Origin of the sequence: Acinetobacter sp. YH01004, assembly GCF_013420455.1 — a bacterium.
GTDB classification, from domain to species: domain Bacteria; phylum Pseudomonadota; class Gammaproteobacteria; order Pseudomonadales; family Moraxellaceae; genus Acinetobacter; species Acinetobacter towneri.
In genome coordinates this window covers 48,338-71,209 of sequence record NZ_VOXZ01000010.1, presented here as the reverse complement: position 1 = coordinate 71,209, position 22,872 = coordinate 48,338, and the positions used below count along the sequence as shown (strand labels likewise).

Sequence of the window (22,872 nt, the reverse complement as noted above, 5' to 3'; positions counted from 1 at the left end):
TTTTTTGTACATGCATTTGTAGGCATAATACGACCAAAGATGAATTGTTTTTAGACAATAGGGAATGTCTTCAATGGATTTAATTCAGGCGAATGGACAACCGCATTATGGACGTTTTAGTGAACTTCCCAAAAAAATTGATTATCAGGCTTATCAATATAAATCACCGTATGGTGAAGTATTGTCGGGTTGGCGTAAACGCTTAAAATATAAAAAGTTTAAATTTTGTAGTATTCAGCACGAACACTATACCATTGGGCTTGCGATTGCCGATATTGCTTGGGCAGGGCACGGTTTTGTCTATATTTATAATCACATGACGGGCGAAGTGCAGGAATGGAATGCGATTAATTTTTTATCGCGTAATACGGTTTTAGATGAGCAACCGTTATTTAATCAAAGTTTTTTTGAAAAATCGCCATTTCAAATTGAAATTCAACATGCCAATGGTGTGCGTTATATCCGCGTGACCAAATATGGTGAAATTAAACTCAGTGCGCGGATATTTTGTGCAGGCACAGACCCGCTAAGTATGTGTAGCCCAACAGGTATTAATGGTTGGACTTACACCCAAAAACTGACCACACTCGGCTGTGAAGGCTATTTTGTTAATAAAACAGGACAAACCATTCAATTCCATGAACGCACCTTTGCTTCTTTAGATGATACCTGCGGTTTTTTACGCCCTGAAACAGCATGGTTTTGGTTGTCGTGCAACTTTTGGGATACCGAAGACCGTCGTGTAGGCTTGAATCTGGCTTCTGGTGTGAATGAAAGTTTTGGCAACGAAAACTGTTTGTGGATTAATGGCGTGCTGTATCCCTTAACAGATGTGTTGTTCCAACCTGAGGATGATGGCTCGTGGAGCATTCGCTCACTGGATCATCGTTTGAATTTAACTGTCAGCACAGGTTGGCGCCGTTATGAAAACCTGAATTTGCGTCTAGTCGGCAGTCAGTTCAGCCAATGGCAAGCTAAAATTAGTGGTACTATTCAACAAGACGATACCGAAATTATTTTGTTAAACGAATACGGCTTGCTTGAACAGCATTATGCCAAGTGGTAGGGCAAGTTTTTAACCAAGATTGTACGTCACCACTTGCAGATCATCATGTGACGTCATCTATCACTCACTTGAATCGCCATTGAGTTTTTACATAAACGGCAAAAAAAGGCGCATTATGCAATTTCACTATGCGTTCAGAATTGGCATGATACTGCGAAATATATCAAGGTGAGTTTCACATGGCACAAGGTCTTTTGGCGGGTAAGCGTTTTTTAATTGCTGGTATTGCAAGTAAATTATCTATCGCATTTGGTATTGCAGAAGCATTGCATCGTGAAGGTGCAGAATTAGCATTTACTTATCCGAATGAAAAACTCAAAAAACGTGTTGATGACTTCGCTGCACAATTTGGCTCAAGCATTGTATTGCCTTGCGATGTAGGCGTAGATGCAGAAATTGAGCAAGCTTTTGCTGACTTGGCAAAGCAATGGGATGGTTTGGATGGTTTGGTTCACTCGATTGGTTTTGCGCCTGCGCATACTTTAGATGGTGACTTTACCGATGTTACAGATCGTGATGGTTTCAAAGTTGCGCATGACATTAGTGCTTATAGCTTTATTGCGATGGCACGTGCTGCAAAACCATTATTACAAGCACGCCAAGGTTGCTTATTGACTTTGACTTATCAAGGTTCTGAGCGTGTGATGCCAAACTACAACGTCATGGGTATGGCGAAAGCATCTTTAGAAGCAGGTGTACGCTACTTGGCTTCAAGCTTGGGTGCTGACGGTATTCGCGTGAATGCAATTTCTGCAGGCCCAATTCGTACGCTTGCCGCATCAGGCATTAAATCATTCCGTAAAATGTTAGACCTCAATGAAAAAGTTGCACCTTTAAAACGCAACGTGACCATTGAAGATGTTGGTAATGCGGCATTATTCCTTTGCTCACCATGGGCGAATGGTATTACTGGTGAAATTCTGTATGTCGATGCAGGTTTTAACACGGTTGGTATGAGCGCAGAATTAATGCTAGATGCTGAATAAGCATTGCATCAAGCAGATAAAACCGAAGTTTAGGCTTCGGTTTTTTTATCGCTGCATTTTAAGTAAGAGGTATTTTGCAGATTGCTGTAATTTTATTTTCTTCTTTGACGCATCTGCTGCTATAAATAGATGGGTTGACAATATTTCAAAATAAAACTGGGTTTTAGGTCTTAAAAATGAATGCGGAACAATTGCAAAAAACGTTACATGCCAGTCAATATGCAGAACAAGTCTTGGCAAATCACGAAAGCCTGTTACAGCAGGATTATGCAATTGACCAATTTCTAAAACCGCTGAGCGCAGACTATATTCATCAACTGGTGATTTCGACTTTACAAGACATTCAAGATGAAACCTTGTGGATGAAAACCCTGCGAATTTTACGCGCGCGTTTAATGTTCCGCTGGATTTGGCAAGATGCCAACCAACTCACCGATGTGGTGACGTTGACACAGGAACTTTCAGACTTTGCCGATATTTGTGTGCAAGTTGCCAAAGATTTTGCGCGGATTCCGTTGGTTGCCAAGCATGGCGAACCGATGGGATATAACGGCAAAGTCCAAGACCTGATTGTGGTCGCCATGGGTAAACATGGTGCGCAGGAACTGAATTTATCCAGCGACATCGACCTGATTTTTGCCTTTGATGAACAAGGCGAAACCAATGGACGCAAGTGTATTGAAGTGCAGCAATTCTGCATTTTATGGGGACAAAAACTGATCTATCTATTAGATCATATCACCGCCGATGGTTTTGTTTTCCGTGTCGATATGCGTTTACGTCCGTGGGGTGATGGTTCGGCTTTGGCGATTAGCCATGTCGCACTGGAAAAATATTTAAGCCAGCATGGACGCGAATGGGAACGCTATGCTTGGATTAAGGCACGTATTATCACAGGTGGGCAAGAAGGTTATGAACTGCTGGAAATGACCCGACCTTTCGTATTCCGCAAATATGTCGATTACACCGCCTTTGAAGCCATGCGCGAAATGAAAGCCATGATTGAGCGCGAAGTGCAGCGTCGTAATATTGAAGACAATATTAAATTGGGCGCGGGCGGTATTCGTGAAGTTGAATTTATTGTGCAGGTTTTTCAGCTGATTTACGGTGGTTCAAAACTAGAATTACAAGACCGCCAGTGTTTGGTGAGTTTGCGCCATTTGGGTGAAGCTGAATTGCTAGAGCCACAAGCCGTACTGGATTTGGAAGATGCCTATTTATTCCTGCGTCGAGTAGAACATGCCATTCAAGCCTTGAATGATCAGCAAAGCCAAGCTTTACCGACTGAACCTGAGTTACGCGCACGCATTAGCGATACTTTGGGCTTTGCCGATTGGGACAGCTTTATGCAGACCCTAAATGAAAAGCGTGTCAAAGTCATTTATCAGTTTGAGCATTTAATTAAAGAAAATGAACCCGATTCTTTGCTGGAAAATTACAGTCAGCTAGAAAAACAGCTCGATGCGGTACTAGACGATCAAGCGAAAAATTTAGTGCATGAGTTCTGGTATGGACATGCCATTAAAAAACTCACCGCCAAAGCTTTACAGCGTTTAAAAACCTTTTGGCCACACTTGATTGAAGCAGTGTTGCAGTCAGAAAATCCACAAATGGCATTGATGCGTTTAATGCCACTGGTCGAATCTGTTCTGCGTCGTACCGTGTATTTGGTCATGCTGATTGAAAGCAAGGGGGCACTGCAACGCTTGGTAAAAATGGCCACAGTCAGCCCGTGGATTTGTGAAGAATTAACGCAATATCCTGTGTTGTTAGATGAATTTTTATCTATGGATTTTGAATTGCCAAAACGCAGTGATTTGGAAGATTCTTTACGCCAACAATTGCTGCGCATTGAACTGGATGAAGTTGAAGACCTCATGCGGGTGCTGCGTTTATTCAAAAAATCCAACGTATTGACAGTTGCGGCCAGCGATGTACTGGCAGAAAGCCACTTAATGAAAGTGTCAGATGCGTTAACTGATATTGCCGAAGTGACTGCAAATGCAGCCCTGCAACTGGCCTATCAAATGATTGTCAAAAAACATGGTTATCCGCTAGACAGTGAAGGACAGCGCTGTGGTTTGGAGCATAACGCTTTTGCCATTATTGGTTATGGCAAAGTGGGTGGCATCGAACTGGGTTACGGCTCAGATTTAGACGTGGTTTTTATTCACAACATGGATGAACAAGCCGATACCGATGGCATTAAACCGATCAGTGGCTTTGAGTTTGCCATGCGGGTGGCACGCAAATTTGTATCTTTAATGACCACGCAAACTTTAGATGGTCGCGTTTATGATGTCGATACCCGTTTACGTCCTTCGGGAGATGCGGGTTTACTGGTGACCAGTTTACGCGCTTTCGAGCAATATCAACTGAAAAGTGCGTGGCTGTGGGAGCATCAGGCTTTGGTTCGTGCACGCAGTATTGCAGGCGAACAATGTTTACGTGACAAGTTTGAAGTGTTGCGTTGTCAGATTCTAACCCAGCCGCGTGACGAAGCTTATGTCCGCAGCGAAGTGCTGAAAATGCGTCAAAAAATGAAAGATCATTTGGGTTCATCTAAAGAGCAAAAAAAAGATGGAATTTTTCATTTAAAACAGGATGCAGGTGGTATCGTTGATATCGAATTTATGGCACAGTATGCGGTATTAGCCTGGAGTGGGTCGAATCCTGATCTCGCCCATTATTCCGACAACGTAAGAATCCTTGAAGATGCCGCAAGAACAGGTTGCTTATCCAGCGACGATGCGACAGCATTGATTCAAGCTTATCTCCGTGAACGAGCCGAAAGCCACCGCTTAGCCCTTGCAAATCAATCCATGCAAGTCAATGCTGCGGACTGGTACGATACCCGTGAGGTCGTTTGCAAGTTATGGCAAAGATTAATTGATCCGACTGCAATGTCTGCGTTGGATTAAAATGACTATTGTATAAACATTTGGAGTGTGTGCCATGAATTTGGCTGATCGTGATGGTTTTATTTGGCAAGATGGACAATTGGTTGACTGGCGTGATGCAAAAATTCACGTCTTAACGCATACCTTACACTACAGTATGGGTGTGTTTGAGGGTGTCCGCGCTTATGAAACGCCAAACGGAACTGCGATTTTCCGTCTTCAGGACCATACTAAGCGTTTGTTAAACTCTGCAAAAATCTATCAAATGAAAGTACCATTTGATCAAGCAGCTTTAGAACAGGCGCAAATTGATGTGGTACGTGAAAACAAACTTTCATCGTGCTATTTACGTCCATTAATTTGGATTGGTTCTGAAAAACTGGGTATTGCTGCAACCAATAACACCATTCATGCTGCTGTTGCGGCTTGGGGTTGGGGTGCATACTTGGGTGAAGAAGCGATGGCTAAAGGTATTCGCGTTAAAACTTCATCGTTTACGCATCATCATCCAAACGTGACCATGTGTAAAGCTAAAGCTTCTGGTAACTACACTTTGTCTATTCTTGCACACCAAGAAGTAGCGCAAGCAGGCTATGACGAAGCGATGTTGATGGATCCACAAGGTTATGTATGCCAAGGTTCTGGCGAAAACGTATTCTTAATTAAAGATGGCGTTTTACATACACCAGACATCGCAGGCGGTGCTTTAGATGGTATTACGCGTCAAACGGTGATCACCATTGCTAAAGACTTGGGTTATGAGGTAGTTGAACGCCGTATTACGCGTGATGAATTCTACATTGCCGATGAAGCCTTCTTTACAGGTACAGCAGCAGAAGTTACCCCAATTCGTGAATACGATGACCGTGTAATTGGCTGTGGTTCACGTGGCCCAATTACCACTGAAATTCAAAAAACTTTCTTTGACGCAGTTCAAGGCAAGAATGACAAATATGCACATTGGTTGACTTACGTTAAATAAGTCAGGCGTGTGTACCTGAGTTAAGATGATTGACTCAGGTGTGATGACCCCGTTCAGGCAATGGTTTGAATGGGGTTTTATTTTGTCTGCTATTGCGTTATGAGTTAGCTAAACATCTTGCGAGGTTTATCTCTCACGTTACAGATATAGATGAATGATCAACTGTTTCTTCGTTGAGTTGGTGGTGTGCAAATTTGATCTTTTGGATAGATTCAGCCGCCCAAAACATGGCTTTTTTATAGCGAGAGGCAATCCCTGTAATTGGTGAGATTTGATGTTAAAAAACGCTCAGTCTGTTGAATGTGATAGGAGATAGTGAATTAAATACGTGAAAAGTGTAGTAAAAATTAGGCTAAAAACTGAATTTTGACCATTCTTTCAAAAATAAACCTACTTAAAATGTAACAAAAGTTAAAATAAAAATGTTGTTAAAGTTAAATAAAAACAATGTGTTGGTTTAAATGTAAATAAATATATTTTTTGGGTATCCCTAGAATTGGTATCACAAGTTTTAGGGAGTGGGCTGCTCCCTAGTTTTTTGCGATGTCATTTAAAACAGTACTTTAATCTCCTAATTAGCTGAATTCCAAGGTTTATTTAATATTGTGTGAAATGGGGCGTATAGATGGATTTTTGTGAGAAATACCTAAAATGAAGAAACTTGCTAAGGATTGAGTTTCAATAATTCTAACGATATCTCAAGCGAGTGAATGATTAAAAAATGGTTTTTTATAAGAGTTATGGAGAAGTGACATGTCTAAATTTATTAAAACTGCTGCTGCTTTGATGGTTTTCGGAGCTTTTTCAACGGTAACAATGGCGGGTAGTAATCATCATCCTAAACCAGACCCTAAGCCAACCCCAGTATGTAACGAAGGGCCATGTACAGGAAGTATTCCAATTCAAGTGATTGTGCCTAAGCGCTGTGAGCTGAAAGTGAAAACACCAAGTATCTCATTAAAAGATGGTGCAGAAGCTTCTGGTCAATTTATGGTTGGGGCGAATGCAAACTACAACTTATTGGTCGATACCGACAACCGTGTTGGTGGAGGCAAAACAACCAAATCTGCAGCCAAATCAGGTAATCATGCAGTGGGCTTAACGGTTGAAACCAAACGTGCGGGTTCACCATCTTTGATTCAGTTAAACGATCAGCAAACCAATATTGCGCCAGGCAACAATGGCTGGAGTACTTACAATGTCTTGGTTAAAAGTGACGGTGTAGGTATTTCTAAACCAGCGGGTACCTATACCGATAAATACAACATTCGAGTGTCATTCTAATTCACTTGAACGCAATCTGAATCAGTTGGCTTTACCGACAGGGTGGAGTCAACTTTTTAGTCTAAAGAAATACAAAATAAGACATTGCTGGGGGAAGTATGAAACGATTATTGAAATATATGCTGGTCGCAAGTTGTTTATGTGCAGAAGCTGTTTATGCAAACTTGGTCATTTCACCGACTCAAATGTATTTGGGCGATAAAGCACGACAGCGCAGTGCAACAGTAGTCATGGAAGCCACAGATCTTACTGAACCGAAAAGCTTTGAAATGTCTGCCTACAAATGGTCGCAAAATGCACAGGGTGAAGATGTGCTAGAACCAGAACAAGACATCTTAATTAATCCTAAAAACTTTGTTTTACAACCGAATGCACAACAAGTGATACGCGTAGGTTTTAGCCGACCACTTTCTAAGGAAGAAATGGCGCAAGAAAAAACTTGGCGTATTGTTTTTAAAGAAATTGCCCCTGTGGTGGAAGAAGACGCTCTCCAATTTTTATTTACGATTTCTGTTCCTTTATTTGTGGGTAAGCAAGATGCCATTCAGGTGACTGCAACCCCGCGTTATCAAAACGACCATTTGTTTTTAGAGATAGAAAATCATGCTGCATCGCATGTGCAAATTTCTTCAATCAGCATTTTAAACCAACAAAAACAACCCATCGCAACCACACGTGAAATGAAATATTTGTTAAATCAACAAAAACACAGCTTTGATATGGGGCAAATCAAACTCAGTGATTTGAAAAATTACATACTCAAACTTGAAACAGATAAAAGTGAGCAAGCCATTGAGTTAAAAATGAAGGGCTAAATCATGCATAGAACTCGACTGTTTTTTGCGCTGCAATGTGTCCTGTGGGGGATACCATTACCCGCCAATGCTGCCAATACTGAAATGGCATTGAATAGTGTCTGGCTAAATGGCGTAGATCGTGTCATTGAAAGTCTAGTGTTGCAGCAGGATGGGCAACGCTATATGGAATGCGAGGTTTTGCAACAACTCGGTTTACAGCAAGACCGTTTACAAAAACACAGCGCACAAACTCAGTTCTGTTCTGTAACCACCAATGAAATTCAGTCTGAGCAAGATTTTGCGCTGCAAGCGATTAAATTGACTGTACCTGCCAGCTATTTTATAGATGCACAACTGAGCCAACCCCATGCGATTCCATCTAAAGCAGAGTTGGGCGGTTTTTTAAATTATGATGTGCTGTATGCACGTTATGATAATTACAATGAATTAAATGGCTTGGCGGAGCTTGGTATTTTTAAGGATTACTGGATTTTTAAAAATGGCATGATGTATCGCAAAGAGGCAGAACAAGATCAAGATAAGCTACTGCGTTTGAATACCAGTTTTGAAATAGAATTTCCATCACGCTATCAGCGTTTAACTTTGGGCGATAACACCAGTGTTTATAATCCATTATTAGATAGCTTTAGATTTGGCGGTGTGTCTTTTGGGTCAAATTTTAGTAGTTATCCAGACTTTATTTATTGGAATGTGCCGACTTTAAGAGGCAGTGCCGTACTGCCATCTACCGTCGATTTATACATTAATGGCATCAATTTATATCAGCAACAAGTGACGCCTGGGCACTATACCTTAAATACGGGTGCCAATATTCAGCAGTCGGGCGAGGCGCAAGTGGTCGTGGAAGATGTATTGGGAAATCGTACCGTGCAATCTTTTCCAGTTTATGTCACCACGCAACTACTCAAACCAGGACTGAACGAATACAACTTTTCTGCAGGAAAGCTGCGTTATGACTACGACTACGTGTCGGATGATTATCGGGAGTTTTTTGGCAACCTTTATTTCAGACGTGGAATTACAGACAGCACGACTTTAGGAACCAATTTAAGTTATAGCAAAGATATGCAGAATGTCGGGTTGCTATGGACGCAATCTCTCAGCAAATATGCCTTGTTAGATACGCATGCTGCGTCTAGCCACAGTGATTGGGGCGATGGTTATACCTTTGGCGCTTCGTTAAGCCGTAATGGAAGTCGGCTTGCACTTGGTGCAAGTCATAAATACTACAGTCCTGAATATCGTGGTTTGGGTTATAGCGATATGACACAAACAGTGGAATACGACAACTTAGCTTATGTCAGTATTTTCAATATTCCTTTAATCAATACCTTAAATGTGAACTATCTAGAGCGCCGTTACCATCCCAATGCAAATAATAGCTTTGCAGATAGCCAAATGCTTACAGTTGGTTTTTCTCGTATGTTTGGGCGTCAAACTTCACTGTCGTTTTCTTATTATAAAGATTTGAAAGTGCAGGATAGTGACGGGGCATATTTAACACTGAATTATCAATTTGACCAACGCCGCAGTGCGCAGCTTTCACATAATTTTGATGAGCAAACTCAGTTGCGTTATGCACAAAGTAGTCTGACTCAAAATGGCGTGGATTACACCCTTGCTGTGCGTCACCAACAAGCTGAAGGGGATGTCGGAGTAAATGCCTATACCGCCCTGAAAATGCCGATGGGAAATTTATATTTAAGCCACGATGAAAGTGAGAGCTTTAGCTACAGTCAAGCCAATTATCAGGGTGCAGTAGTGTGGTTAGACCGTAAATGGGCCATGACCAAATATGTAGACAATGCTTTTGCTTTGGTGAATGTTGGCGATATTCCAAATGTGGAAGTGCAGCGTGCCTTAACACCTGTTGGTAAAACCAATCAACACGGCTATGCGTTTGTGCATGACATTGTGCCTTACGTCAATTACGACGTGTCTTTTGATCAAGACCAGTTAGATATGTATGACAGCTTTGAATATTCAAGCCAAAAAGTGATTGGCATGAATCAACGTGGCTATAAAGTGAATTTCCCTGTTCAGCGTACAGGTTTGATCATATTGCGTTTACTTACGCCCGATCAGCAGACCTTTGTGCAGGGCAGTGAAGTGTATTTAAGTGATGATGCAACTGAATTTGTACCTGTGGGCAGCGATGGAAAAGTACATTTATATGGTGTGAAAGCAGGCAGTTATATGCTTAAGGTTAAAACCAAAGGTGGAAAAGTTTGCCATAGTTCACTTGAAGTCCCTCAACTTAAAGCAGGCACTGTTCCACAAACCAGACAATTGGATTTGATTTGTCAGTAATTATATCAGCAGGATGATTGAGGATGAGAACATGAAAAGATTAGGGATGGTAAAAAAATTAAGTCTAGTGCTGTGTGGATGCTGGATTTGTTTTCCTGCACAGGCTTGCACCATTGGTTCAGTCAGTGAATCTTTATTGCAAATGAGCTCACAATACCGTAGCCAGACCGCAACCAGTTTTAATGTGCGCTGTGACCGTGGTTATAGCATTCAGTTCAGCAGTCGTAATTTACGTGACAAACATGGCAGCAGCTTTGTGAATAATGGTTCACACCGTTTACGCACTAGTATGAGTATTATGGGAGCAAAAACAAATTTGTGGAACACGCCTATAGCAGGGCATGTTTCTACGACAGGACATAAATACAGTGTCGCGGTACGCTTGGATGAACAACCGAGTTTGACAACGCCAGCAGGGCGTTATACCGATGAGTTGTATATTAATTTACTTTTTTAGAGGGCTTAGATGTGCGGCAGTTCCAGACAAAATGCGCCGCGGATCAGGTATTCAGCAAACAAGATATTCAGCAGGCAGGTAGACAATATCTGCTTTTTTTATCTATTTTTTGCTGAATGACAGCAAAGGATATACATAAAACTAGGTATGAGTGGTCATCTAGTTGTTTAAAAAATGACAAATGTGTCACCAAAGCATCATATTACTGCAATGCTGCTGCTCTATGCTAGCAAGCATAAAATAAGAATTGAGCATAAGGCGATGAGCAATGTATTGGCAAAGCAGAGCAGTAAGTTAGAGCGTTACAGCGATGCGTTTAAATTTTATTTCAAACAAGATCAAAAACAAAAAAGCAGCCAGCCTACCTCTGAACTCTCAGACCTTGTCCGCCCACGTTTAAAAATTGCCCTTGTAACAGAAACTTGGCCACCTGAAATTAATGGTGTGGCACGTTCACTGTTGCAGCTTTGCAAAGGATTGCAGGAACTTGGACACAAAATTTTATTGATTCGCCCTGAACAAAAACAAGCCTGCACTCAATTCCAACCGTATCAAGAATGTCTGGTAAAAGCACAAGCCATTCCTAAATATCATAATTTACAATTTGGCTGGCCGCAGTGGTCTAAACTTTCGCAGGCTTTAGATGAGTTTCAACCTGATGTGGTGCATATCGTCACTGAAGGCCCTTTAGGGCTTGCCAGTTTACATATTGCAAAATCAAAAAATATTCCAGTATCAAGTGGTTTTCACTCCGCATTTCAAGATTTTAGCCGTTTTTTCGATTTGGCATTTTTACTCAAGCCAATTCAGCACTATCTAAAATGGTTTCATAACAATACCTCGCTGACGTGTGTGCCAAGTAGCCATACTGAAAAATCATTGCGTCAGTTTGGTGTGCAAGGGCCTTTAGTGGTGGTTGGGCGTGGTGTCGATGTTGAATGTTTTTCCCCGTATTTTCGTTCGACCCAACTGCGAGCAAGTTGGGGTGCCAGTGAAAACACGCGGGTGATGTTGTATGTCGGGCGTTTATCACCTGAAAAAGAAGTCAATCTTATTATTGATGCCTATCAGCGTATGCCAAAAAATACCGAACAGCCTGTGAAATTGGTGATTGTTGGAGATGGGCCAGACCGTGAACGTTTAGAAGCCATGAACGCTCAGGGAGATATCATTTTTACAGGTAGTTTAAGTGGCACAGCACTTGCACAAGCCTATGCCAGTGCCGATGTATTTACTTTCGCCAGTCAGGTCGAAACCTTTGGCAATGTCGTGTTAGAAGCCATGGCCAGTGGCTTACCTGTCATTGCGTATGATTATGCTTGTGCACGTTTACATCTAAAACCGAATGAAACAGGTTGGTTGAGTCCACTCGGTCAGCCAGAAGATTTGGTCGGTCATATCCACCGACTTCCAGATCTTACAACCCTTAGACAGATGGGCGAACACGCCCGCAAAGCGACTTTAAATATTGGCTGGCAGTATCCAGTCCAACAATTTGAGCAGGCGTTATATCAGGTGGCGAAGGAGCTACACATGCCATCTTAGCTATACGCCAAAGAGGAGAGAACTGATGAAGTTTAAAAATGCAAAAATAAGAATGCTGGATCTCGACTTAAAAGGCTGTTTGTATCTTAACCATTTTTCCCACTCTCAGCGGGTGGCACAATTTTTTAAAGTTATTAGCCGTTTGGGCGATGGTGTGTTCTGGTATGTCATGCTCGCAAGTGCATGGATGATGCAGGGCATTGGTTATAGTTTACAAATTATTTATCTGTTGTTAGGCGGATCTGTCGGCACAGGTATTTATAAATATTTAAAACAAAAAACCGTCCGTCCACGTCCGTATCAGGTACACCAAGTGATCCGTTTGGGTGAACGTCCCTTAGATCATTTTAGCTTCCCATCAGGTCACACTTTGCATGCAGTCATGACCACAACGGTTTTGGGTTATATCCAGCCAGTATTGTTGATGTTGATGTTGCCCTTTACGATTTTGGTGGCCGTTTCCCGTATGATTTTAGGCTTGCACTATCCGAGTGATGTGGCAGTCGGGGCGATGATTGGCGGTTCAGTGGCGAGTGCGATTATTTTGGCTGCACCTTATGTAAATATTGTTTTATAAGCTTGGATAAAACCAAATCGAAAATTCAGTGCAGTAATGGCAGGCAGCCCATGCGAAATTTGTTAAAGTAGTCGCTGTCTTGACTAGAATAGGGAATACACATGGGTTTACGTTGGACGGACAGCATCGACATTGCCATTGAGTTATATGAGGCGCATCCCGATGTCGATCCGCAATGGATTCGTTTTACCGATTTGCACGCTTGGGTCTGTGCTTTGCCAGAGTTTCAAGATGATCCTGAAAAATCGACTGAAGGCATCTTAGAAGCCATTCAAATGGCGTGGATTGACGAAGCACGTTAATCTAGCGGTGTGAAGCAAGATTGATTTGCCGATCAAGGTCCTGCACAATGCGCTTCATATCGAAAAAAGCAATTTTTTTACACATCAAAAGCAGAAAATAGCCCATTATTCGGTATAATGCGGCAAAATTTTCGCGTCAACATTGACTTAAGGAGCCAATCATGGCTATTGAACGTACTTTATCTATCGTAAAACCAGATGCAGTTGCTAAAAACCACATCGGTGACATCTTTGCTCGTTTCGAAAAAGCTGGTCTTAAAATCGTTGCGACTAAAATGAAACACCTTTCTCAAGCTGAAGCTGAAGGCTTCTACGCTGAGCACAAAGAACGTGGTTTCTTTGGTGACCTAGTTGCGTTCATGACTTCTGGTCCAGTTGTTGTTTCAGTTCTTGAAGGTGAAAACGCAGTTCTTGCTCACCGTGAAATTTTAGGTGCGACAAACCCTAAAGAAGCTGCTCCTGGTACAATCCGTGCAGATTTCGCTGTAAGCATCGACGAAAACGCTGCTCACGGTTCAGACTCAGTTGCATCTGCAGAGCGTGAAGTAAACTACTTCTTTGCTCAAACTGAAGTTTGCCCACGTACTCGTTAATACGCAGTATTCAAACCAGATAAGTGTTATTATGCTTATCTGGTTTTTTATTCTCCGAATTTTTATTTTCTGAATAAACCCTTGCTCACCTCTTGAGCATCTCCTTTCATCTTTAGACATGGTTTAGGTAATACACACATGAGTACAGAAGTCCTCGCTGCATCTGCGACAGATGTTCAGCAAGCATCTGCATCCGCTCCTGCACAGTCTGCGACTGCAGAGAAAGTGAATCTCCTTGGCATGTCACGTCCACAAATGGAAAAATTCTTTGAAGACTTAGGCGAAAAGAAATTCCGTGCAGGGCAGGTGATGAAATGGATTCACCAGTTTTTTGTTACAGACTTTGCCGAAATGACCAATATTTCGGGCAAGTTACGTGAAAAACTGGAAAAGATTTGTGAAATTAAAGCGCCAGAAGTGGTGCATAAAAACTATTCTAAAGACGGTACGCGTAAGTGGGTGTTCCGTGTCGGTGATGGTGAAGGCTCATTGGTCGAAACCGTTCTGATTCCTGCCGAAGACAAAACTGGCTCACGTAAAACCCTGTGTATTTCATCGCAAGTAGGTTGTGCACTGGACTGTTCATTTTGTTCTACGGGTAAACAAGGTTTTCAGCGTGACTTAACCCAAGCCGAAATTATTGGTCAGTTGTGGATGGCAAACTATTCCTATATGGAAGATGTGCCTGTGATTGAACGTGAGCGTTCTGTGACCAACGTGGTGATGATGGGTATGGGCGAACCGTTGTTGAATTACGATGCCGTCTTGAACGCCATGCGCATTATGCTAGATGACTTTGCTTATGGCATGTCTAAGCGTCGTGTAACCTTATCTACCTCGGGTGTTGTACCTAAAATTGACCAATTGGCACAAGATATTGATGTGGCTTTGGCAATTTCTTTGCACGCCACCAATAACGAACTGCGTGATGAACTTGTTCCAATCAATAAAAAATATCCATTGGAACAATTAATCGCAGCTTGTCAGCGTTATATTGGAAAAGATGGCAATGAAAGTGCGCGTAAACACGTGACTATTGAATATGTGATGTTAGATGGAGTGAATGACCATCCTGAACATGCGCAGCAAATGATTAAGCTACTCAAGAACCTACCAAGCAAGATTAATTTGATTCCATTTAACCCATTTCCGCACGCGCCGTATGGACGTTCAAGCCGAAATCGAATTATTTCTTTCCAAAAAACTTTGTCTGATGCAGGTTTTGTGTGTACGATTCGTCAGACACGTGGTGATGATATTGATGCCGCGTGTGGGCAATTGGTCGGACAAGTGGCAGACCGCACCCGCCGTGCCGAACAGTGGAAAAAGAAAGTTGCAGCGCAAAATGAAATCATACGCTCGCAAGGATAATGACTTTTATAGATAAGTAACTTGCATCGAACGAAGACGCAAAGGGGATGTCCATTGAATAAGCCTGTATTTAAAATCGCACAAATTACAACTGTTTGTATTTCGGCAATTTTTGCTGCAGCTTGTCAAACCACAGCTCCAACCTTAGGGCAAAAAGACCCTGAAAAAGCGGTGCAAGTACGTACGCAGTTGGCAGCAGAATACTTAAAAAATGGCGATTTAGACTCAGCCAAACGCGCACTTGATCAAGCTTTGGAAAGCGATTCACGTGATTCCACCGCTAATATGATGATGGGCGTGTTGCTGCAACAAGAAGGCAGCAAGCTGAATTTAGAAAAAGCCGATGCGTATTTTAAGCGTGCCATTGCCGCTGACCCAAAAAATGCACAAGCGCGTAACAACTATGGTACGTATTTATATCAAGTAGAACGCTATAATGATGCGATTGAGCAGCTCAGTATTGCAGGTGCAACACTGGGTTATGATCAACGCTTTAGAGCATTGGAAAATGTAGGTCGTATTTACTTGAAATTAGGCGATATAGAGAATGCCGAAAAGTCATTCAAACAAGCCTTGCAAGCCAATCGCGATTCTTATGTTTCAATGTTAGAGTTGTCGGAAATTTTATATTTAAGACAACAATTTGCACCCGCGCGACAATTGTATGAACAATTTGTACGTGCTGTGGGGCAAAAAAATCAGGGTGCGCGTGCCTTATGGATTGGGATTCGTTTAGCACGTGCCAATGGCGATCAATTGGGAACTCAGGTTTTAGTGAACCAGCTGCGTGCATTATTTCCCAATAGCCAAGAATACCAACGTTATTTGCAATTACAGTACAGTACTGAGGCCGTATGGAAGTAAATCCTAATTCACCGCAACCCACACAGGGGACAACGCCTGTACCCCATGCATTAGGAAATGTTCAACGTCCAGGTGAGTACCTTCGTCAAATTCGCGTCAATCAAAAACGCGAACTGGATGATGTTTCAAAAGATTTGAAAATTCCATTAAAAACGCTGATGGCGCTAGAGCAAGACGAATATACCGCTTTGCCTGAAGCGACCTTTATTAAAGGTTATTATCGTACCTATGCCAAATATTTACAGGTCGATGCTTCAGCCATTATTCAGCGTTTTGATGAAATTTATGCCAACGATACAGGGTTGTTGCCAAATCACGCCTTGAACAATTCACCCATCAAAATTATGGGAAAACTGCCAGGCTCTAACCGCGATCGCAATAAAAAGTGGCTCACACGTATCGCTGTGATTGTGGCGGTATTGCTGTTGTTGTGGGCATTGGTCGCGCTAATTCAAAACTGGATGTCGTCTGGTCAAGAGGGTGCAGAACCTGAAATTGCAGTACTGCAATCCGATGTGCAAATCATTTCTGACAATGCGACAGGCAGCACGCCTGCACTTGCTTCGGGCGATCAGCTGAATTTGCAATTTGCTCGTCCAACTTCAGTGCATATTGTTGACTCTGCTGGCAATGTTTTAGCGACAGGACGTCAAGCCTCTACTTTAAATTTACAAGGCGAAGCCCCATTTCAAATTCGCTTAGATGATGCGACTGCTGTGTCATTAAGTTTGAACAATGAGTCGATTTCATTATCGCCATATACTGTGAACGGAAAAGCAGAATTCCGTTTATCTCGATAATGCAGCAAGGTAGAGCGATATCATGATTGTAAATCCAATTCAACGCCGTCCGACCCGTAAAATTCGTGTGGGTTCTGTCTATGTGGGTGGTGATGCGCCCATTAGCATCCAAAGTATGACCAATACGGAAACCTGCGATGTTGCTGCAACCGTGGCGCAAATTCAGCGTTGTGTAGATGCGGGTGTAGACATCATGCGTGTTTCTGTACCGACCATGGAAGCCGCAGCTGCATTTGGTGAAATTCGAAAGCAAGTATCTGTGCCGTTGGTGGCAGACATTCACTTTGACTATAAAATTGCGTTGGCAGTTGCTGATGCGGGTGCAGACTGTTTGCGGATTAACCCGGGTAATATTGGTTCGGAAGCTAAAATTCGTGAAGTCGTAGCTGCTGCCAAACATCATGATATTTCTATGCGGATTGGTGTGAATGCGGGATCGCTAGAAAAAGATATTCAGAAAAAATATGGCGAGCCGACAGGCGCAGCATTGCTAGAATCTGCCATGCGTCATATTGATATTTTAGACCGTCTAGATTTTCAGGAATTTAAAGTTTCAGTCAAAGCATCGAATGTGTTTTTAACCATGGATGCTTATCGTTTGTTATCACAACAAATTGATAATCCATTACATTTGGGCGTAACTGAAGCAGGTATTTACCGTACAGGTACCGTAAAATCTGCAATTGCTTTGGGCGGTCTGCTCATGGAAGGCATTGGCGATACCATGCGTATTTCACTTGCGGCAGAACCTGAAGATGAAGTTAAAATCGGTTTTGATATTCTAAAATCTTTAGGTTTACGCTCTAACGGGATTAACTTTATTGCCTGCCCAAGCTGTTCACGTCAGGAATTTAACGTCATTTCTGTAATGCAGGCATTGGAGGAGCGTTTGGAAGATATTCGTACTCCAATGGATGTATCGGTCATTGGTTGTAAAGTGAATGGCCCGGGCGAAGCTAAAGAAGCTGATATTGGTGTGGTGGGCGCAAGTCCGCGTTCATTGGTTTATCGTAATGGTGAAAAGAGCCATTTAATTGATACCAATCAACTCGTTGATGAAATCGAAAGCATGGTTCGTCAGCGTGTTACAGAGCTTGAAGAAGCTAAATCTAAAGAGATTATTCGTACAAATTTTTCTGAGTAAGTCATGAGTTCAATTGTTGCAATTAAAGGTTTTAATGACATTCTTCCAACGCAAACACCTGCGTGGAGACGTCTAGAGCAACATTTAGCATCTTTAATGGATGCTTATGGTTATCAACAAATTCGTTTGCCGATGGTTGAGCAAACCAATTTGTTTAAGCGTTCAATTGGTGATGCGACCGATATTGTTGAAAAAGAAATGTACACATTCTTAGACAAGGGCAATCCGCCTGAGTCTTTGACTTTGCGTCCTGAAGGAACTGCAGGTTGTGTACGTGCCATGTTAGAGCACAATTTGCTACGTGGTGCGACACCGCGCGTGTGGTATATCGGCCCAATGTTTCGTTATGAAAAACCACAAAAAGGTCGTTATCGTCAATTCCACCAATTTGGTGTGGAAACTTTTGGCGTTGCAACACCCGATATGGATGCCGAACTTATTTTAATGACTGCGCGTTTATGGAAACGTATGGGCGTTGCCGATAAAGTCCGCTTAGAGTTGAATACGCTGGGTGAGTCGGATGAGCGCGCAGCGTATCGTGCCGCTTTGGTTGAGTTTTTGGAAGCGCACAAAGCCGATTTAGACGAAGATTCACAGCGTCGTTTAAGTACTAACCCACTGCGTATTTTGGACTCGAAAGATGCTAAAACGCAAAGCATCCTAGAAAATGCTCCAAAATTGCATGATTTTATGGGTGAAGATACGCTGAATCACTTTGCCCAATTACAGCAGTATTTAACCGATGCAGGCATTGAGTTTGTGATTAATCAAAAACTGGTACGTGGTTTAGATTATTACAATAAAACCGTTTTTGAATGGACAACCACGCATTTAGGTTCGCAAGGCACAGTTTGTGCAGGCGGGCGCTATGATGGTCTGGTTGGGCAGTTGAAAGGTAAGGCAGATCAGTCTGTACCTGCCGTGGGCTTCGCCATGGGCATTGAGCGTTTATTGTTGTTGCTTGAGCAAGTCGAAGACAATACGCCTGTACGTGATTGTGAAGTATTCTTGTTGGCAGATCCAACAACTCAAGGCAAGGCGTTGGTTTTAGCTGAGCAAATTCGTGACCAATTCGAACAAGCGGGCAGCCAGATTCGCTTAAAAGTTGGTTCACAAGGCTCAATGAAAAGCCAAATGAAAAAAGCCGATCAATCAGGTGCAATCTATGCCTTGATTTTTGGTGAGCGCGAAGCGGAAGCACAGCAATTGGCAGTGAAAACCTTGGCAACTGCTGAGCAAACGACTGTTGCAGTGACCAAAATTGTGCCTTTCATCATTGAAAAATTTTCTTCACAATAAGCCAAATAACATAAGGAAAAGGGTAATCCAATGAGCGCATTGAGTGATGACGAACAACTTGATAGTTTAAAATCGTTTGCGAAAAAATATGGTTCAGCCATGATTAGCGGGATTTTAATTGCGTTGATTGCCTTTTTCGGATGGCAATATTGGCAGAAAAAAACCTTGGCAGAGCAGCAAATGAATACTGCTAAAGTGCAACAACTGATGGATGATGCACGTACAGCAGAAGGCAATCCAGATGCCTTCAGTCAATTGTCTGCAACTGCCGATAAAATTGTGAAAGAAGCCCCTGATTCTGCGCAAGCTATTCAAACTCAATTCTTAATGGCTAAACTCGCTTACGATCAGCAAGATTTTGCTGCCGCAGAAAAAGCCTTAAAGAAAGTTGAAAACTCTAAAGTAAAAGACCAAGGCTTAGTGCAATTGGTTAAGTTGCGTTTGGCTTATGCACAGTTGGCGCAAAAGAAATACGATGAAGCTATTCAAAGTTTGGCCGCGGTGACTGATCCTGCATTTAAAGCGACTGCAGATGAAGCGCGTGGCGATGTTTATGTCGCGAAAAATGACCGTGAAAATGCCAAAAAAGCCTATCAAAGTGCATGGGATACTTTGGTGGAACGTAAACAAGAACGTCAAATTTTACAAATAAAACTCGAAAGTGTTGGTGTTTTGGTGGATGATCCTGAAATTGAACGCCCAGTATTAGAAACACAAGTGGATGAGAGCTAATGAATAGAAAGTATAAAATACCGTTTGCACTGACCGTTTTAACCCTTGCTTTGGCGGGGTGTTCTACCAATAAAATTAAAGTTGCAGAAGTTAAGCCAAATCCACTGCCAAAACTTGAGCAAGCTCAAAGTCTAGTTCCTGTATTTTCACAAAGCGTTGCATCGACTACATCAGCCGATCCACTACGCCTGCAATTAGATGCCGAAAACGGGGTAATTTATACTGTTGATCCTAAAGGTGAGATGGCAGCCTATCAAGGCAAGCAACGTCTTTGGCAAAAACAAGTGTCTAAGCAAGGCTTAACTGCAGGTGTCAATGCTGCTGATGGCATTGTGGTTGCAGGAAACAGTAAAGGACAATTGTTTGCTTTAGATCAGCAAACAGGTGAGCAAAAGTGGGTTGCACAGTTAACAGGTGCAATTCTTGCGCCATCGTTAATTCAGGCGGGTCGTGTGGTGACTGTAAGTAATGACGGCACGGTATATGCACACAATGCCGAAACAGGTCAGTTGGTTTGGACTTACAATTTACCAAACGTACAATTTAGCTTACGTGGCATGGCGGCACCCGTTGCGCTCGATTCACGTACTGTACTGATTGCTTCTGCAAATGCCTATGTCTATGCACTGGATATTGTTACAGGCGTACCACGTATGCAGCGCCGCGTTGCCATTAGTGAAGGCCGTTCAGACATTCAACGCTTAAATGACATTGATGGCGACCCAGTGGTTGCTGGTCAATTCTTGGTGACCACAAGCTACCAAGGTCAGGTCACCGTATTGGACTTGGCTTCACAACAAGTGATTTGGAGTGAAGATGCAAGCAGTACCAAACGTCCAGAAGTTGCGGGGAATGGTGTATTTGTCAGCACTGCAGATGGTAAAATTGCAGCTTACGAAATCACATCAGGACAAGCACTTTGGGAAAATGACAGTTTGCTCAACCGTCGTTTATCTAATCCTGTGTTGTTTGGACAATATTTAGTGGTCGGTGATTTAGATGGTGTTTTACACCTCATTGATCCAAGCTCAGGGCAACTGGTTGGACATTCAAAAACCAATGGCGAAGTCCGTTCATTGCGTGTAATTGACAATCAACTCTATGTCGCAACGCAAAAGGGCGCATTAAGCGTTTGGCAGAACCGCTAATTTTGTTCTGACTTTTATGCTAAAATAGTTGTCCGTATTTTTACGCGGGGTAATTGAATCATCAATGCCCCGTGTTTTTATTTAATAGAGTGGTCGATGTTCTCTCTGTCGTTTGCGTGGTCGCAACGCTGAACCCAACATCCATACTCTGTTCTTTCTTCCACAGTTTCGGATGTACAGACCATTGAAACTGACTGATCTTGAATAAAGGTTAATCTATGAAACCCGTAATTGCGCTCATTGGTCGTCCGAACGTCGGAAAATCAACGCTGTTTAACCAGATTACCAAGAGCCGTGATGCACTTGTTGCTGACTTTGCAGGTCTGACACGTGACCGCAAATATGGTGATGCAACCTATCAAAATAAATCTTTCATTGTGGTCGATACTGGCGGTATTGGCGAAAGTGAAGGTGGCATCGACTCTTACATGGCTGAACAATCTAAAACAGCCATCCATGAAGCCGATATGATCATTTTTGTGGTCGATGCACGTGCAGGCTTGTTGGCATCGGATGAGCAAATTGCGCGTGAATTGCGTACTTTGGGCAAAAAAGTATTCTTGGTGGCGAACAAAGTAGATGGCGTACATGCCGAAGCCGCTTTGGTTGAGTTCTTTAAACTGGGTATGGGCGAGCCATTGCAAGTGGCTGCCAGCCATGGTCGAGGCGTTCAGCAAATGCTGGAAGACGTTTTGGCAGATGTTCCTGAAGATGAAAACCCAGATGCACATGATCAAGACACAGGTTTGCGTTTAGCCATTATTGGACGTCCAAACGTGGGTAAATCGACACTGGTTAACCGTTTATTGGGTGAAGAACGTGTAGTGGCATACGATCAGCCAGGTACGACACGTGACTCAGTCTATATTCCGTTTGAGCGCAACGAACGTAAATACACCTTGATTGATACTGCAGGTGTGCGTCGTAAAGGTAAGGTCGATGAAATGATCGAGAAATTCTCGATTGTGAAAACCTTGCAAGCCATGAAAGATGCACACGTGGTGGTGATTGTGGTTGATGCACGTGATGGTATTGTCGAGCAAGATTTGCACTTAATTGGTTACGCACTTGAAGCAGGGCGTGCCATGGTGATTGCGATTAACAAATGGGACAATATGTCCGAATATGATCGCAAACAATGTAAGTTAGATGTTGAGCGTCGTTTTGACTTTATTCCATGGGCAAAAATCCACCTGATTTCTGCCTTGCATGGTACAGGCGTGGGTGACTTATATCCATCTATCCACCGTGCGTATGAGTCATCGCACTTAAAAGTGTCACCTGCCAAATTGACGCAAATTTTGAATGACGCAACAGATGCACACCATCCACCTAAAGTGCAAGGTCGCGCTATTAAAATGCGTTATGCACACATGGGTGGACAGAACCCGCCAACCATCGTGATTCATGGTAATAAGGTCGATAAAACTCCTGCAGATTACCGTCGTTATTTAGAAAACGTGTTCCGTAAAGTCTATAAGCTAGAAGGTACACCTGTAAAAATTGAATTTAAAACCTCTGAAAACCCATTTGAAGGGCGTAAGTCACAAGTGGATGAGCGTACTGCGGCACGTCGTCGTCGTTATGTGCAGAAGTTTAAGAAAGCCGAGAAGAAGTTTAAGCGAGGCTAAGGCTTAAATTTTGACGCGTTTGATTAAAAAATCCCGAATGTGAATTCGGGATTTTTTTTGAGC

General features: G+C 42.6%; 20 protein-coding genes. All 20 read left to right on the top strand.

Going from position 1 to position 22,872, the window contains the following annotated elements:
• The first annotated feature begins 73 nt into the window (after positions 1-73).
• The 20 genes from FTT71_RS08520 (at position 74) to der (ending at position 22,809) form a co-directional block, all read left to right on the top strand.
• Entirely contained in the window at positions 74-1,066 is a 993-nt protein-coding gene (locus FTT71_RS08520; protein WP_004975070.1) for a DUF2804 domain-containing protein, read from the top strand.
• A 179-nt stretch (positions 1,067-1,245) separates the two neighbouring features.
• The gene (locus FTT71_RS08515) at positions 1,246-2,052 is read left to right on the top strand and encodes an enoyl-ACP reductase (protein ID WP_180160871.1); all 807 of its coding nucleotides are present in this window, start codon (positions 1,246-1,248) and stop codon (positions 2,050-2,052) included.
• A 176-nt stretch (positions 2,053-2,228) separates the two neighbouring features.
• Positions 2,229-4,973 carry a bifunctional [glutamate--ammonia ligase]-adenylyl-L-tyrosine phosphorylase/[glutamate--ammonia-ligase] adenylyltransferase gene (glnE, locus tag FTT71_RS08510; protein WP_004975073.1) on the top strand — a complete coding sequence of 915 codons (2,745 nt, stop codon included), beginning with the start codon at positions 2,229-2,231 and terminating at the stop codon, positions 4,971-4,973.
• 34 nt (positions 4,974-5,007) lie between these two features.
• A complete protein-coding gene (locus FTT71_RS08505) occupies positions 5,008-5,934 on the top strand; it encodes a branched-chain amino acid transaminase (RefSeq protein WP_004975074.1) in 927 nt (308 codons plus the stop codon).
• 753 nt (positions 5,935-6,687) lie between these two features.
• Positions 6,688-7,218 carry a hypothetical protein gene (locus FTT71_RS08500; protein ID WP_180160870.1) on the top strand — a complete coding sequence of 177 codons (531 nt, stop codon included), beginning with the start codon at positions 6,688-6,690 and terminating at the stop codon, positions 7,216-7,218.
• Between the two features lie 98 nt (positions 7,219-7,316).
• A complete protein-coding gene (locus FTT71_RS08495) occupies positions 7,317-8,033 on the top strand; it encodes a molecular chaperone (RefSeq protein ID WP_180160869.1) in 717 nt (238 codons plus the stop codon).
• A gap of 3 nt (positions 8,034-8,036) precedes the next feature.
• The gene (locus FTT71_RS08490) at positions 8,037-10,346 is read left to right on the top strand and encodes a fimbria/pilus outer membrane usher protein (protein WP_180160868.1); all 2,310 of its coding nucleotides are present in this window, start codon (positions 8,037-8,039) and stop codon (positions 10,344-10,346) included.
• Positions 10,347-10,377: 31 nt separating this feature from the next.
• Positions 10,378-10,803, top strand: coding sequence for a hypothetical protein (locus FTT71_RS08485; protein ID WP_096901522.1), 426 nt, complete (start codon positions 10,378-10,380; stop codon positions 10,801-10,803).
• A gap of 261 nt (positions 10,804-11,064) precedes the next feature.
• On the top strand, positions 11,065-12,348 hold the full coding sequence (locus FTT71_RS08480) for a glycosyltransferase family 1 protein (protein WP_180160867.1): 1,284 nt from the start codon (positions 11,065-11,067) through the stop codon (positions 12,346-12,348).
• Positions 12,349-12,373: 25 nt separating this feature from the next.
• Positions 12,374-12,925, top strand: coding sequence for a phosphatase PAP2 family protein (locus tag FTT71_RS08475; RefSeq protein ID WP_004975087.1), 552 nt, complete (start codon positions 12,374-12,376; stop codon positions 12,923-12,925).
• A 101-nt stretch (positions 12,926-13,026) separates the two neighbouring features.
• Positions 13,027-13,227, top strand: a complete 201-nt coding sequence (iscX, locus tag FTT71_RS08470) for a Fe-S cluster assembly protein IscX (RefSeq protein ID WP_004975089.1) — start codon at positions 13,027-13,029, stop codon at positions 13,225-13,227.
• Positions 13,228-13,388: 161 nt separating this feature from the next.
• Positions 13,389-13,820, top strand: coding sequence for a nucleoside-diphosphate kinase (gene ndk, locus FTT71_RS08465; protein WP_004975092.1), 432 nt, complete (start codon positions 13,389-13,391; stop codon positions 13,818-13,820).
• 138 nt (positions 13,821-13,958) lie between these two features.
• Positions 13,959-15,191 (top strand): 23S rRNA (adenine(2503)-C(2))-methyltransferase RlmN, encoded by a 1,233-nt coding sequence (gene rlmN, locus FTT71_RS08460; RefSeq protein WP_004975094.1) that lies wholly within the window; start codon positions 13,959-13,961, stop codon positions 15,189-15,191.
• Between the two features lie 75 nt (positions 15,192-15,266).
• Positions 15,267-16,055, top strand: coding sequence for a type IV pilus biogenesis/stability protein PilW (pilW, locus tag FTT71_RS08455; RefSeq protein WP_371971077.1), 789 nt, complete (start codon positions 15,267-15,269; stop codon positions 16,053-16,055).
• Positions 16,046-16,855 (top strand): RodZ domain-containing protein, encoded by an 810-nt coding sequence (locus FTT71_RS08450; RefSeq protein WP_004975098.1) that lies wholly within the window; start codon positions 16,046-16,048, stop codon positions 16,853-16,855. Before pilW ends, FTT71_RS08450 begins: the two co-directional genes overlap by 10 nt.
• A 22-nt stretch (positions 16,856-16,877) precedes the next feature.
• Positions 16,878-17,999, top strand: coding sequence for a flavodoxin-dependent (E)-4-hydroxy-3-methylbut-2-enyl-diphosphate synthase (gene ispG / locus FTT71_RS08445; RefSeq protein ID WP_131260758.1), 1,122 nt, complete (start codon positions 16,878-16,880; stop codon positions 17,997-17,999).
• Between the two features lie 3 nt (positions 18,000-18,002).
• On the top strand, positions 18,003-19,298 hold the full coding sequence (gene hisS / locus FTT71_RS08440; protein WP_004975101.1) for a histidine--tRNA ligase: 1,296 nt from the start codon (positions 18,003-18,005) through the stop codon (positions 19,296-19,298).
• 30 nt (positions 19,299-19,328) lie between these two features.
• Positions 19,329-20,030 carry a tetratricopeptide repeat protein gene (locus FTT71_RS08435; protein ID WP_131260757.1) on the top strand — a complete coding sequence of 234 codons (702 nt, stop codon included), beginning with the start codon at positions 19,329-19,331 and terminating at the stop codon, positions 20,028-20,030.
• On the top strand, positions 20,030-21,178 hold the full coding sequence (gene bamB / locus FTT71_RS08430; RefSeq protein WP_180160866.1) for an outer membrane protein assembly factor BamB: 1,149 nt from the start codon (positions 20,030-20,032) through the stop codon (positions 21,176-21,178). Before FTT71_RS08435 ends, bamB begins: the two co-directional genes overlap by 1 nt.
• 218 nt (positions 21,179-21,396) lie before the next feature.
• On the top strand, positions 21,397-22,809 hold the full coding sequence (der, locus tag FTT71_RS08425) for a ribosome biogenesis GTPase Der (protein ID WP_004975107.1): 1,413 nt from the start codon (positions 21,397-21,399) through the stop codon (positions 22,807-22,809).
• The last annotated feature ends 63 nt before the right edge of the window (positions 22,810-22,872 follow it).